We start from the raw sequence: 12,516 nt of genomic DNA on the forward strand, positions 1-12,516 counted from the left end.
AGGTTCAGGCAGGGACGGGAACGGACGTACGCCGCTCGCCCCCGGGCGCTCGGACGGCGACCAGCAGCACCAGGAGACCGAGAGCGGTTACCCCGGCACCCGCCCACAGCGGCGAGGTGTAGCCGAACCCGGCGGCGAGGGTCGCGCCGCCGATCCAGGCACCCAGTGCGTTGCCGAGGTTGAAGGCGCCGATGTTCGCGCCGGAGGCGAGGGTGGGGGCCTGGTCGGCGTACCCCATCACCCGCATCTGCAGGGCCGGCACCGTGCCGAAGCCGACCGCGCCCATCAGGACCAGGGCGACGACGGTCAGCACCTGGCTGCTGGCGACGAGGGCGAAGGCGGCGAGGATGACGGTCAGCGCGCTCAGCAGCACACCGAGGGTCTTGACCACGTCTCGGTCGGCGGCCCGGGCGCCCATGATGTTGCCGAAGAAGAGGCCGACACCGAAGAGGACGAGCAGCCACGGGACCGCGCCCGCGGAGAAGCCGCTGACCTCGGTCAGGGTGAAGGCGATGTAGGTGAACCCGCCGAACATGCCGCCGAAGCCGAGCACGGTCAGGGCGATCGAGAACCAGACCTGCGGGCTGGCGAAGGCGGCCAGCTCGGTGCGTACGGCCGGGGCGGCCGCCTCGCTGCGACCGGTGTGGGCCGGGACCAGGAGGGCGATGCCGATGAAGGCGATGATGCCGATGACCGTGATCGCCCAGAAGGTCGAGCGCCAGCCGGCGGCCTGGCCGAGCAGGGTGCCGAGAGGTACGCCGAGGACGTTGGCCAGAGTGAGGCCGCCGAACATGAAGGCGATCGCGCTGGCCTTGCGCTCCGGAGCGACCAGCTGGGCGGCGACGACGGCGCCGATGCCGAAGAAAGCGCCGTGGCACAGGGCCGCGACGATCCGGCCGACCATCATCGTGGCGTAGTCGGGCGACATCGCGGAGATCAGGTTGCCGAGGATGAACAGCACCATCAGGCCGAGCAGGGCGATCTTGCGGGGCACCCGGGTGAGCAGGAGGGTCAGGCCGACGGCGCCGATCGCGACGCTGAGGGCGTAGCCGGAGATGAGGTAGCCGGCGGTGGTCTCGCTGACCCCGAAGTCGGTGGAGACCTCGGGCAGCAGGCCCATGATGACGAACTCGGTGAGGCCGATGCCGAACCCTCCGATCGCGAGGGCTAGCAGTGCAACGGGCATGGATGACTCCTGAACGTGGACGGGTTGCGTCTGTCGATAGTCCGCGTGCGCAGTAGTTGCACACGCTTCGTATTTATAGTTGCACGCGCGCACTATCCGCGCAACTCGGGTATGCTTGAGGTGTCCACGAAGGAGGACCCATGGGAATCGCTGACGACGCCGTCGAGATCCGCGCACAGGGCTGGCGCACGCTGGCGGCCGTGCACGGCCTGATCGAGGCCGCGCTCGAGAAGGCGCTGCAGCGCGAGCACGGGCTGTCGGTCGTCGAGTTCACCGTCCTCGACGCGCTCAGCCGCCAGGACGGCTGGCACATGCGCATGCAGCAGCTGGCGCGCGCGGCGGCCCTCTCCTCCTCGGCCACGACCCGCCTGGTCACGCGCCTGGAGAACCGCGACCTCCTCACCCGGATCCTGTGCGCCGACGACCGCCGCGGGATCTACACCGAGCTCACGCCCGCCGGGCGCGCGCTGTTGAAGAAGGCCCGTCCGTTGCACGACGAGGTGCTGCGTACGGCACTGGACGAGGCCGCCGAGATCCCCGAGCTCGCGCCGCTCGTGCACGCGCTCGGGTCGTTGTCGCCGGTCTGATCGTCAGGCGAGCCAGCCGTTGCGGCGAGCGGTGAGGGCCGCCTCCGTCTTGTTGCGGGTGCCGGTCTTGCCGATCGCGGCCGAGAGATAGTTGCGCACGGTGCTCGGTGAGAGGAAGAGCCGTCCGGCGATGTCGGCGATGCTCGATCCGTCCTCGGAGGCGGCGAGCACGTCGCGCTCGCGCGCGGTCAGCGGGTTCGGAGCGGCGCGGAGCGTGGCGGCGGCCAAGGCGGGGTCGAGGACCGTCTCGCCGCGCAGCACCCGGCGGATCGCGTCGGCCAGCTCCTCGACCGGCCCGTCCTTGACCAGGAAGCCGACGGCCCCCGCGGCCATCGCCTGGCGCACGTAGCCTGGCCGGGAGAACGTCGTCAGGATCATCACCCGGCACTCCGGGAGCCTCGCGGTCAGCTCGCCCGCGGCCTCGAGGCCGCTGATCCCGGGCAGCTCGATGTCGAGCAGGGCCACATCGGGGCGCACCTCGAGCGCCGTCGGCACGATCTCGGTGCCGGTCCCGACCTGGGCGACCACCTCGAGGTCGTCCTCGAGCCCGAGCAGCACGGCGAGCGCGCCGCGCATCATCGCCTGGTCCTCGGCGAGCAGGATGCGGATCACGATGCCGGCACCCTCGCCTCGAGGCGGAACCCGTCGGCCCCAGGACGTACGTCGAGGCGACCGTCGACCGCACGCAACCGCTGCCGCAGGCCCTCGAGCCCGCCTGACCTCTCGCTCGTGTCCACCGGACCGCCGATTCCGTCGTCGACCACGGCGAGTCGGAACTGGCCGCCGTCCTCGGTGAGCTCGAAGCGGCAGCTGGCCGCCCCGGAGTGGCGGAGTACGTTCGTGGCACCCTCGCGCACGACCCAGGCGAGCGCCTGGCCGGCGATGTCGGGAACCTCGGCGGGGGCAGCGGTCACCGACGTACGGATCCCGGCGGCGTCGAGCGCGCGACGTGCGCCGTCGAGCTCGTCGGCCAGGGACAGCGTTTTCATCTGGTCGACGGCGGCCCGGACGTCGGCCAGGGCTGCGCGCCCGACCTCCTCGATGTCGGCCGCGTGCGCGGCGGCTGCCTCGGGGTCACGAGCCGCCAGGCGGCGTACGGCCTCGGCCTTGACGACCATCACGCTCAGCGTGTGGCCGAGCAGGTCGTGGAGGTCGCGCGACATCCGGGCACGCTCCTCGGCGACCGCCGTCCGGGCGAGCTCCTCCCGGGTGCGGCGGAGCTGTTCGACCGCCTCGACGAGGCGGAGGAACGAGGTGGTCGTGACGCCGCTGAGGAAGACGCCCCCGACACTGAGCAGATAGGCGTCGCCGATGCCCTCGATCACCGCGATCGAGACCGCGACGCCGACCGTGGCCGCGACGATCGCCACCAGCAGGCGCCAGCCCCGCAGCACCGCCGGGGACACGATGGCCAGCACGCCCCAGACCGTCTGCCAACCCTCGCCCTGCATCGCGGCGAGCACGATCAGGGCGACGAGGACGGGCAGCAGAACCGGGACGCGGCCGGTGACCACGAGCCCGACCGCGGTCGCCGCGAGAGCCAGCACCAGGACCACCTGGCCGGCGGCCGGCAACGCCTCGCCGGAGAGGTTGAGCAGCGGGAAGAGCAGCAGCACCGGCAGCCACACCAGCACCACGCCGTGGCGCTGGAGGTGACACCACAACCCGGACACGTCCGTCACCTTATCGCCGCCGCAGGCCGGCGATGACCACAACGGCGACCACGACATGCAGGCTCGCGAGGCCCAGTCCCGCGGCCGGGGTGAGCGCGCTGGTCGGTGTGATCATGGAGATCACGGCGATCCCGACGGCGAGCATGGTCCACCGCCTCGTCCCACGCTCGGAGCGGCCCTCCCACCAGCGCAGCAGCGCTCCGCCGACCATCGCGATCAGCAGGCTGCTGACGATCACCGACCCGACCCCGATCTGCTGGCTGCCGGCGCCCGACCTCACCTCGAGCTCCACTCCCCCGGCCTGGGTCCACAGCAGCCACACGGCCGTCGCTGCCACGGCCGCCGTGGCCGCCACACCGCCGATCCGCGGCCATCCGACCCGGGTGCGCTGCGCGGTCTCGTTCGTCACGGTTGTCATGCCTGTCCTCCGTCTCCACCACCCACCGTGGGTGGTGTCTCCAGACTCGCGCTTTGAGGCACCCGGACGTCAGATCTGATTGTCCGGACCCGATGGTGACAATTGTCAGTGGTGGATGTGCCTATCGTGGAGGCATGCGCATCGCCATCGTCGGCGGCCACGGCAAGGTCGCCCTGCATCTCCATCCGATCCTCGCGGCCGCGGGCCACACCCCGGTCGCGCTCGTACGCAGCGAGAGCTACCGAGCCGAGCTCGAAGGGCTCGGAGCCGAGGTGGGCCTGCTCGACATCGAGAACCAGGACGCCGACGGGTTCGCCGCCGCCTTCGCCGGCTGCGACGCGGTGGTCTTCGCCGCCGGCGGCGGCCCCGACGGCAACATCGAGCGCAAGCGCACCGTCGACCTGGAGGGCTCCACCAAGTCGATCGCGGGCGCCAAGGCCGCCGGCATCCGGCGCTTCGTGCAGGTCTCGGCGATCGGCGTCGACGAGCCGGTCCCGGCCGACGCGGGCGAGGTGTGGAAGGCCTACGTCGAGGCCAAGCGCGACGCCGACATCGCCCTGCGCGACAGCGATCTCGCCTGGACCATCCTGCGTCCCGGCGGCCTCACCGACGACCCCGCCACCGGGCGGGTGAAGCTGGCCGAGAAGCTCGACCGCCACTCCATCCCGCGTGCCGACGTGGCCGCGGTCATCGCCGCCGTGATCGACGACGACGCCACCGTCGGCAGGCAGTGGGAGCTGGTCTCCGGCGATGCCTCGATCGACGAGGCCATCGCCGCCGTCCTCTGACCTGGGCGCTGAATCAGCGGAGACCCAGCAAGCCCTTGACATACGCCGCCTGGCCGATGTGCTGGGCGGCGTCGTCGACGACGCTGACCAGCCTCACCGCGAGGGTGACGGGCGGGTCCCAGCGCTCGTCGATGACGCGGGCGAGGTCGTCCTCGCTCAACGTGTCGACCAGCTCGATCGTGGCCTCGTGGACCGCCTGGTAGTAGCCGGTCAGCAGGGCCGGGTCCTCGAGCCGGAAGGCCGCGACCTCCTCGGCACTCTGCCCGTAGCCCATCGCGCCGGGCGCGTACGGCAGTGCGAACCGCTCAACCCAGCCGTCGCGCGCCCACACCTCGTCGGCGCCGGCGAGCGGCGCGATCTGGGCGTCCTCCATCCGGGCGATGTGCCACAGGATCCAGGCGATCGAGTTCGCCCGGTCGTAGGGCCGCCACAGCAGGTCGCCGACCGGTAGGCCGTCGACGATCGAAGGAAGGGTCTCCGCGATCCGGCCGAAGCCGTCCGCGAGCAGTCGCTGGGGCCAGGTTTCGCTCATGCCTTCCGTTCTACACCTCGGAGGGTCGACACCGTCCCGCTTCGCCAAGGCGTGCCCTGGTCCCGGCGCGTTTTCCCGCCATGGCGGGATTCTGCGCGCGGGTCACCCTGATCCAGGCCGCACTTTCCCGCCATGGCGGGATTCTGCGCCCCCGAACGCGCAGGCGAATCAGGCCAGCGGCGGTAGGTGACTTTGCGCCTCGTTCCACATCCGGGTCACGACGTCGGCGGCCGGCTCGGCCACCGCGCGCGCCGCGGCCTGGCCGGCCCAGTGGTTGGCCCGGTCCAAGGTCACCTCTGCAGCGGGGTCGGGCGTTCCCTTGCGCCACCGGGCGACCAGGCGTCGCTGGTGCGGGTAGGGCGCGGGCGAAGGCGCACCCGGCGCCTCCCAGGAGCGCACATACGGAGTCGGCGCGGCGCGGCCGAGGCGGCCCGAGTAGGCCCGGGTGGCGACGGTGTCCTCCGGCGCAAGGCCGTCGAGCGAGGCCGCCCAGGCGTCGGCGATCGCGGTCTCCGGCGAACGCAGCAGCGCGGTGCCGACCTGCACGGCACTCGCACCGAGGGTCAGCGCGGCGGCGACGGCACGTCCGTCGGCGATCGCGCCGGTGGCGATGACCGGCACGTCGACACCGTCGACGATGTGCGGCAGCAGCGCGAACAGCCCTACGGCCGTACGCTCCGCCGTCTCCGGCTCGAAGACCCCTCGGTGCCCGCCGGCCTCGAGACCCTGCGCCACGATGGCGTCGGCACCGGCCTCCTGCGCGGCGATCGCCTCGGCCAGGGTCGTGGCGCACGCGAACCAGGCGATCCCGGCCTCGTGCAGGCGGTCGACGTACTCCGGCGAGAAGAGCCCCATGATCGAGGAGACGGCCCTCGGCCGGGCGGCGAGCATCGCCTCGCACTGCTCCTCGAACGACGGCGCGGGCGGCTGCTCGGGGCCCGGCGTACCGAACCGGGCCAGGAACTCCTCCGCCGCCGAGATCCTCGCCGGGTCGTCATCGGCCGGGTCGGGGATCCAGATGTTCAGCTGGAACGGACCCGTCGACAGCGACCGGAACTCGGCGGCCCACTCCGCGACCCGCTCCGGCGGGTCGAGCACCACCCCCGCCGCGCCCATTCCGCCGGCATCGGCGACCGCGGCCGCCGCCGCGGGCGGGCAGGCACCCGCCATCGGCGCCTGAAGGATCGGCATCGAGAGGCCGTACGCCTCACAGAACTCCTGAGCACGTCGTCGAGCGGTCACCCGGCCAGGCTAGTCCTTCACCAGCCCGTCGCGACCCCAGCGGGGCGTCGGACCCGGGTCGCCGAGGTCGGTCCCCGGCGGTTCCTGGGAGACGTCCTTGGCGATGGCGGTGCCCCAGTCGAAGTAGGCCATCAGCGTCTCGTGCAGGTCCGGCCGGTCGGCCAGGACCTCCTCGATCGCGGCCTGCATGAGCTCGAGCCAGCGCTGCCGGTGCTCCTCGCGGATCCCGAGGCCGAGGTGGACGTTGAGCAGGGCCTGATGGCCGCCTAGCCTGGCGGTGAAGTCGGCCGGGCCACCGAAGATCTCGCCCAGCCAGATCGCCACCCGCTCGACATGGGTGGGCGTGAAGTTCGCGAACACCGGCGCGAGGAGCTCGTCGGCCAGCACCCTCTCGTAGAACGCGTCGCTCAGCCGGCGCAGCGCGGGCTCGCCGCCGAGGTCGTCGTACAAGGTCATGCCTCACCATCACGTGCGGGCACCGAGATACGCAACGAAATACTTGTGGCGGTATGGGGACCCGCGCGGCAGGATCGACCCATGCGCACACTCATCTACTCCGCCTTCGTGTCCATCGACGGCGTCGTCGACTCCCCCGGCGGCGGCTCCGAATACGAGCAGCACCGCAGCGGCGGCTGGACCTACAAGGACATCGAGTTCCTGCCGGAGGCCTACGCGATCAAGGGCAGCGAGATGGAGGAGGCCGGCGCGATGATGTTTGGCCGGCGCAGCTATGAGGCGTTCGCGCCGATCTGGCCCGACATCGAGGACTTCACCGTGGTCAAGGAGATCCCGAAGTACGTCGTCTCGACCTCCCTCGGCGACGACGCCCTGGTCGAGGGTTGGGGTCCGCAGACGATCGTGAGGTCGCTGGACGAGGTCGAGAAGCTCAAGCAGGGCGACGGCGGCCCGATCCTGATCGCCGGCAGCGCCGAGCTTGCCCGCAACCTCGCCGACGCCGGCCTGATCGACCGCTACAACCTGCTCGTCTTCCCCGTCGTCCTCGGCGCCGGCAAGTCGATGTGGAGCGAGACCGACAAGGACAAGCAGCGGCTCGAGCTGGTCGAGTCGGAGACCTACGCCAACGGCATCATCAAGCTCGTCTACGACGTCGTCCGCTAGGGGCTGTTTCGGAATGCGGCGCCGAGCCAGACGCCGTCCAGCGCGTGGCCTGGCCAGGCGCCGCCTCGAAGGCATACCGGGTGTCTGTCGAGAGGCGGCAACGCCGCCAGGGCGCGTGCTGGGCGGCGTATGGCCGGCGCTTCCGCATTCGGAAACAGGCCCTAGCGCCGGTCAGGGGCAGCGCGCGTAGAGAGGACGCGACCCGGTTCCGTACGCCGTGGGATCGGTGAACGCGCAGCCGTAGTCGGGTGCGGCGACGGCTGCCCGGTCGAGCACGTCGTCGCCCGCCGGACGGTCCCCGTGCTCGACCCACTCGACGAGGTCGCCCCAGGCGGCCGAGGCCTCGGCGGGGCTGAACTCGCAGTGCCCAGCCGAGCGGATCGCCCGCTGCACGACCAGACCGCCGCGGTGGTGGCGCTTCACCTCGCGCAGATAGATCTGCTCCAGCGAGAACGGCACGAACATGTCGCCGAGGTTGTGCAGGCTCACCACCGGGGCGGTAGGACGGCCGGAGATCCGCGACGGGGCGTTGAGCCGGTGGCTGTAGCGCCCGGCCGGGTCGGTCGGGTCCGCCCGCTCGATCTCGGTGTTGAGGTCGACCGGCGAGCTCGGCGTGTAGTCGGTGTTCCGGTTGGTCGCCACGCGGCCGATGTTGAAGCCCAGCGTGCCACCGTCGTCGACCGACGGCAGCGTGAAGAGGAAGTCCTTCCACTGCCCGAAGGCCGCCACCGCGCCCGGCCGCGGACCGCCGCTGCGCTCGATGGTCATCGCCCGCAGCTGCTCGCCCTCCGGGGTCAGGGTGCCGCCGAGCCCGAGCCGCTCCTTGATCACCGGGACGTCGACGCTCTGATAGTCCTTGGTGTAGGGGTAGGCGTCGTGCCCCGCGAGCGCCTGCGCACCGAGGTTGTAGTCGACGAAGAAGTCGAAGAGCTCCACGTCCCCCAGCTGCCCGCACATCGGCATCGCGCCGTCGTAGAAGCCCGGATACTGCTCCAGCGAGCGCCCGATCACGTGCCCGCCCATCGACACCCCGGTCACATAGGTGCGGGTGGCCTTGCGCGGCAGCAGCTTGGAGGCGTACGTCGCCAGGTCCCGGGTCGAGCGCACCCCGGCTCCCACGTCGTAGCCGTTGGTCGAGTAGCTCGACGCCGCCCACGCGTAGCCCTGCTCGAGGAACGTACGCCGCAGTCCGAACCCCGGCGTCTCGGGCGTCAGCGTGTAGCTGAGCCCGCGGTAGCCGTGGGCCCACATCACCAGCTCGCCGTTCCAGTCCGCCGGCACCTCCAGGATGTACGCGGCGTGCTCGTGCACGCCCTGGCGCACCGTGGTCGCCTCGCCGCCGACGACGATCGGCGCCACCGGCGGGTTGCTGATCGTGTAGCCGGGAAGCGGCTGGTCACCGGGCGGTTCCGGGTCGGCGAGCGCCGTGCCGGTCGAGGCGACCAGAGCGGAAGCGGTCAGAAGCAGGGCGAGGAGAGCGGCTGACGCACGAGACATGCCCCGAGAATAGGGCTCACTTGTGACTCACGTCACAGGAACAGGAAGAGACCTCGCTGTTCAGCCCGGAACGCTTCCGGCGTACCAGCGCTGAACCTTGATCCGACCGACTCGCACCGCACCGTCACCGATCCTCGCGGCCGTCGGGGTGAACCGGTTGGCGGGGCCGCGGTAGGACTTGGTGCACCTGGTGACGTACGAGGAGTTGTTCACGCTGGTCTCGGTGCTGAACGCCTGCGGCTGGAGGTTCACGGTTCCGCGTCCCCTGAGCGTCACGCAGTAGCGGTACCTGACGTTCGCCGCGGTGCTGAAGGCAGGACGCAGCGTGGTCCACGACCTCGAGCTGAGCACCTTGTTCACACTCCGGTCCGAGATGGTTCCCCACCCCGCCGCCTGCGACGAGGACGTGCTCATCGCCACGAGTGCCGAGCCCATCACGAGTCCGGCCACCAAGGTGGCGAGGAGCTTTCGAGCAGTGCGCTGAGCAACAGTGTTCAACGGTCTTTCCTTCGGTTGAGATACGAGCCGACCGAACGATGGCCGGAGGTCGAGCGGACGCTATCTCCGCGCCGGCTCCGGACGTTCCCGTACCTTTCCCGTACCTCAGCGCCCGGTGACCCTCCGGATCGCGCCGAACGCTGCCCGGCCGACGCCCTTGATGCCGGCGGCGATGAACGTCGTCCAGTCGAAGTAGTCGCGCCAGAGCACGATCTTGCCGTCGCGCACCTCGAAGGTGCCGCACACCCAGAACTCGGCCGAGACCGAGCCGCGACTGAGGACGTCGATGCGCTCGGTGAGCACCACCGGGCCGTTGGCCGCGATGTTGATCATCCGGACCTCGAAGCCGGTCGTGTACTTCCCCATCACCCGCAGCTGGCGACCGACCTCGGAGAGGCCACGCGCAGGTGGAAGAGGAACGTTCTGGTAGGTGACGTCGTCCGAGCACAGCAGCAGCGCAGCGTCGACCTCTCCGGTCTCGAGCGCGGCCAGGAACTGCTCGACGATCTGGATCTCGGTCATGCCGCCTACGTTATCGCCGATCAGGGCTCACACGGCTGCGCTGCAGACAATCCTGGGCTCAAAACGACACAGTCCTGTCGATGCAGCGCCGGGTTGTCGAGAAGCTCCTCGACGGCGACCCGGCCACCCGGCACCCGTCGCAGCGCGACTGAGTCCTTCTCCTTCACGAACACGTCGCGCGTCCTGGCCAGCTCGGCGAGGTAGCCGCGGTCCATGTGCTCGATCTCGAGCATCAGCGCCCAGTGGGCCGTATCGGCCAGCGACCGCGCCGCGCCGTCGACGACCTCGCGCTCGAATCCCTCGACGTCCACCTTCACGCAGAACGAGCGCCCCGACCCACCGAGCACCTCGTCGAGCGTGGTGACCTCGACGTCGCGGAGCTGCCAGCGCGCCGAGCCGTCATGGCGCTCGTCGTACAGCGACGACGTCCCCGACCAGGTCCGGTCGACCGCGAACCGCGCGGCGCCGGGCTTGTCGGCGACCGCCTGCGCGCGCAGGTCGATCGTGATCCCGCGGGTCTCGAGCGTCTTGCGAAGGACCTTGTGCAGCGAGGTGTTCGGCTCGAACCCGATCAGCTCCACCCCCTCGGGGATGTCCGCCCCGACGAGCATCTCGCCGTAGTTCACACCGATGTCGATCACGGTCTGCCACTCGTGCAGCCCGAGCGCCAACCGCCACAGCTCGAGCGAGCCGCGGATGATCCGACCCTTGTTGGCGATCAGGCCCAGAGCCCGCGGATCCGTCGGCCTCACATAGATCCGATGCCCGTCATCGGTCGTCGCGTACGCCATCTCGAGCACCTTCGCCTAGGGATCTTCCGGCCCAGCCGCCATTGGCTGTCGCCGAACCCTAAAGTGCCTACGGAAACGCCAGCCGAACCTTGGGCGACGCGGATCGGGCCGCGCGCAACTCGAGGCAGGGTCAGGAGATCTTCTCGACCAGGTTCGCCGCGTACTCCTGGACGGTGTTGCCGTCCTGGAACTGCTCTCCGTCGAGCAGGACGGTCGGAGTGCCCTGGACGCCGTCGTCGGCGGCGGCCTTGGTGGCGGCGTCGGCCCAGGCCTTGCCGTCGAGGCTCTCGATGCGGTCCTTGACGGCGGACTCCTCGGCACCGGCCTCGACGGCCAGGTCGACGAGATCGGCAGCGTCGGGGAACGGGCCGGACTCGCTGGGCTGGTTCTCGAAGAGCAGGTCGTGGAAGGTCTTGGCGACGTCGTCGCCGGCCTCCTCCTGGACGACCGCGAAGGCCGAGGTGGCGAGCTCGGAGTAGGGGCCGACCTGGTCGAGGAGCACGAACGGGCGGTAGTCGACCTGGACCTTGCCGTCGGCGGCGAGCTCGGCGAGGTCATCGCGGGACGCGGCCTCGAACTCGGCGCAGTAGGGGCACAGGAAGTCCTCGTAGATGACGACCTTGTGCGGCGCGTCGTCAGGTCCGATCACCAGGCCGTGCTCGCTGCTGCCGGCCTCCACCGCGGTGACCTTGTCGTCGCCGGAGCGGCTCACGCTGAACCAGACGAGGCCACCGATGATCACCGCGATGGCGACGACGACCGCCGCGACGGTGAGGATCGACTTGCGGGCCTGCTTCTTGCGCAGAGCCTCCAGCTCCGCGGCGGCCTTGGCAGCGCGTGCCTCACGCTTGTCCTTGCGCGAGGGGCTGCTGGCTGAATCCGTGCTCATGAGGCCAACATAGGTCCGTCTCCTGAGCGCAGGCTGAAACCACGCCATGGGAACCGTTATCACATCGTCGCCTATCCCTCCGCGAAGCCGTTGACCAGCGGCGTTATGGTGCTCCGGTGGCTTCACTGAACGAACGTCTGGTCTGGATCGACTGCGAGATGACCGGGCTGTCCCTCGAGCACGATGCGCTCATCGAGGTGGCAGCCCTCGTCACCGACTTCGATCTCAACGTGCTCGGCGACGGGGTCGACATCATCATCAAGCCTCCGGCCGAGGCGCTGGAGCAGATGGACGACTTCGTACGAGACATGCACACCAAGTCCGGCCTGCTGGTCGAGCTCGAGAACGGTGTGCCGATGCGGGAGGCGGAGGAGCAGGTCCTGGCGTACGTCTGGGAGCACTGCGGCAAGGACTCCAGGCCGCCGCTGGGCGGCAACACGGTGGCCACCGACCGCAACTTCCTGGCCCGCGACATGCCCGAGCTGGAGGGTTTCCTCCACTACCGCAACGTCGACGTCTCCTCGATCAAGGAGCTGTCGCGACGCTGGTTCCCGCGGGCCTACTTCTCGGCTCCTCCCAAGCGCGGCAACCACCGCGCCCTGGCCGACATCCAGGAGTCGATCGAGGAGCTTCGCTACTACCGCGAGGCGGTCTTCGTGCCGATGCCCGGCCCGGACTCCGAGGTGGCGAAGGAGATCGCCGGCCGGCACGGAGCCTCGATCACCGGCCTCGGCGACCCGGCGGCCACCCCCGATTCCACAGATCCGGTCTGAT

At 70.4% G+C, this 12,516-nt stretch carries 16 protein-coding genes; 4 read left to right on the forward strand and 12 right to left on the reverse strand.

All coding sequences use genetic code 11. The features are described 5' to 3' along the window. Positions 1-4: 4 nt before the first annotated feature. Positions 5-1,186: an MFS transporter gene (locus ABZU72_RS07550; protein ID WP_355018242.1), complete on the reverse strand. Its 1,182-nt coding sequence runs from the start codon at positions 1,184-1,186 to the stop codon at positions 5-7. A gap of 140 nt (positions 1,187-1,326) precedes the next feature. Here ABZU72_RS07550 and ABZU72_RS07555 point away from each other — a divergent pair, with 140 nt between their 5' ends. Next, positions 1,327-1,773: a MarR family transcriptional regulator gene (locus ABZU72_RS07555; protein WP_355018243.1), complete on the forward strand. Its 447-nt coding sequence runs from the start codon at positions 1,327-1,329 to the stop codon at positions 1,771-1,773. A 3-nt stretch (positions 1,774-1,776) separates the two neighbouring features. Here the strand turns inward: ABZU72_RS07555 and ABZU72_RS07560 are convergent, their stop codons facing one another. Genes ABZU72_RS07560 through ABZU72_RS07570 form a run of 3 tightly spaced genes read right to left on the reverse strand, consistent with a single transcriptional unit; the run spans position 1,777 to position 3,864 of the window. Beyond that, positions 1,777-2,385 carry a response regulator transcription factor gene (locus tag ABZU72_RS07560; protein ID WP_355018244.1) on the reverse strand — a complete coding sequence of 203 codons (609 nt, stop codon included), beginning with the start codon at positions 2,383-2,385 and terminating at the stop codon, positions 1,777-1,779. Next, entirely contained in the window at positions 2,382-3,446 is a 1,065-nt protein-coding gene (locus ABZU72_RS07565) for a histidine kinase (protein WP_355018245.1), read from the reverse strand. The genes ABZU72_RS07560 and ABZU72_RS07565 overlap by 4 nt, the downstream gene beginning before the upstream one ends. Before the next feature lie 10 nt (positions 3,447-3,456). Continuing rightward, positions 3,457-3,864 carry a DUF6069 family protein gene (locus ABZU72_RS07570; RefSeq protein WP_355018246.1) on the reverse strand — a complete coding sequence of 136 codons (408 nt, stop codon included), beginning with the start codon at positions 3,862-3,864 and terminating at the stop codon, positions 3,457-3,459. Between the two features lie 134 nt (positions 3,865-3,998). Here ABZU72_RS07570 and ABZU72_RS07575 point away from each other — a divergent pair, with 134 nt between their 5' ends. After that, positions 3,999-4,652, forward strand: coding sequence for an SDR family oxidoreductase (locus ABZU72_RS07575; protein ID WP_355018247.1), 654 nt, complete (start codon positions 3,999-4,001; stop codon positions 4,650-4,652). Positions 4,653-4,665: 13 nt separating this feature from the next. Here the strand turns inward: ABZU72_RS07575 and ABZU72_RS07580 are convergent, their stop codons facing one another. From ABZU72_RS07580 to ABZU72_RS07590, 3 genes are all read right to left on the reverse strand, one after another. Beyond that, positions 4,666-5,184, reverse strand: a complete 519-nt coding sequence (locus ABZU72_RS07580) for a DUF664 domain-containing protein (protein WP_355018248.1) — start codon at positions 5,182-5,184, stop codon at positions 4,666-4,668. 168 nt (positions 5,185-5,352) lie between these two features. Continuing rightward, entirely contained in the window at positions 5,353-6,426 is a 1,074-nt protein-coding gene (locus ABZU72_RS07585; RefSeq protein WP_355018249.1) for a nitronate monooxygenase, read from the reverse strand. Positions 6,427-6,435: 9 nt separating this feature from the next. Then, on the reverse strand, positions 6,436-6,882 hold the full coding sequence (locus ABZU72_RS07590) for a group II truncated hemoglobin (protein ID WP_355018250.1): 447 nt from the start codon (positions 6,880-6,882) through the stop codon (positions 6,436-6,438). An 81-nt stretch (positions 6,883-6,963) separates the two neighbouring features. Here ABZU72_RS07590 and ABZU72_RS07595 point away from each other — a divergent pair, with 81 nt between their 5' ends. Continuing rightward, positions 6,964-7,545: a dihydrofolate reductase family protein gene (locus ABZU72_RS07595; protein WP_355018251.1), complete on the forward strand. Its 582-nt coding sequence runs from the start codon at positions 6,964-6,966 to the stop codon at positions 7,543-7,545. A 171-nt stretch (positions 7,546-7,716) separates the two neighbouring features. Here the strand turns inward: ABZU72_RS07595 and ABZU72_RS07600 are convergent, their stop codons facing one another. From ABZU72_RS07600 to ABZU72_RS07620, 5 genes are all read right to left on the reverse strand, one after another. Next, on the reverse strand, positions 7,717-9,042 hold the full coding sequence (locus ABZU72_RS07600; RefSeq protein WP_355018252.1) for a hypothetical protein: 1,326 nt from the start codon (positions 9,040-9,042) through the stop codon (positions 7,717-7,719). Positions 9,043-9,102: 60 nt separating this feature from the next. Further along, positions 9,103-9,540 carry a hypothetical protein gene (locus tag ABZU72_RS07605; protein ID WP_355018253.1) on the reverse strand — a complete coding sequence of 146 codons (438 nt, stop codon included), beginning with the start codon at positions 9,538-9,540 and terminating at the stop codon, positions 9,103-9,105. A 105-nt stretch (positions 9,541-9,645) separates the two neighbouring features. Then, positions 9,646-10,062 carry a limonene-1,2-epoxide hydrolase family protein gene (locus tag ABZU72_RS07610; protein WP_355018254.1) on the reverse strand — a complete coding sequence of 139 codons (417 nt, stop codon included), beginning with the start codon at positions 10,060-10,062 and terminating at the stop codon, positions 9,646-9,648. Positions 10,063-10,082: 20 nt separating this feature from the next. Beyond that, positions 10,083-10,853, reverse strand: coding sequence for an FkbM family methyltransferase (locus tag ABZU72_RS07615; RefSeq protein ID WP_355018255.1), 771 nt, complete (start codon positions 10,851-10,853; stop codon positions 10,083-10,085). A gap of 130 nt (positions 10,854-10,983) precedes the next feature. After that, complete coding sequence (locus ABZU72_RS07620; RefSeq protein WP_355018256.1) at positions 10,984-11,742, reverse strand: thioredoxin domain-containing protein; 759 nt, start codon at positions 11,740-11,742, stop codon at positions 10,984-10,986. A gap of 125 nt (positions 11,743-11,867) precedes the next feature. Here ABZU72_RS07620 and orn point away from each other — a divergent pair, with 125 nt between their 5' ends. Further along, a complete protein-coding gene (gene orn, locus ABZU72_RS07625; RefSeq protein WP_355018300.1) occupies positions 11,868-12,515 on the forward strand; it encodes an oligoribonuclease in 648 nt (215 codons plus the stop codon). Position 12,516: the final 1 nt, after the last annotated feature.

It is taken from the genome of Nocardioides sp. NPDC004968, assembly GCF_040608935.1.
Taxonomy (GTDB): Bacteria; Actinomycetota; Actinomycetes; order Propionibacteriales; family Nocardioidaceae; genus Nocardioides.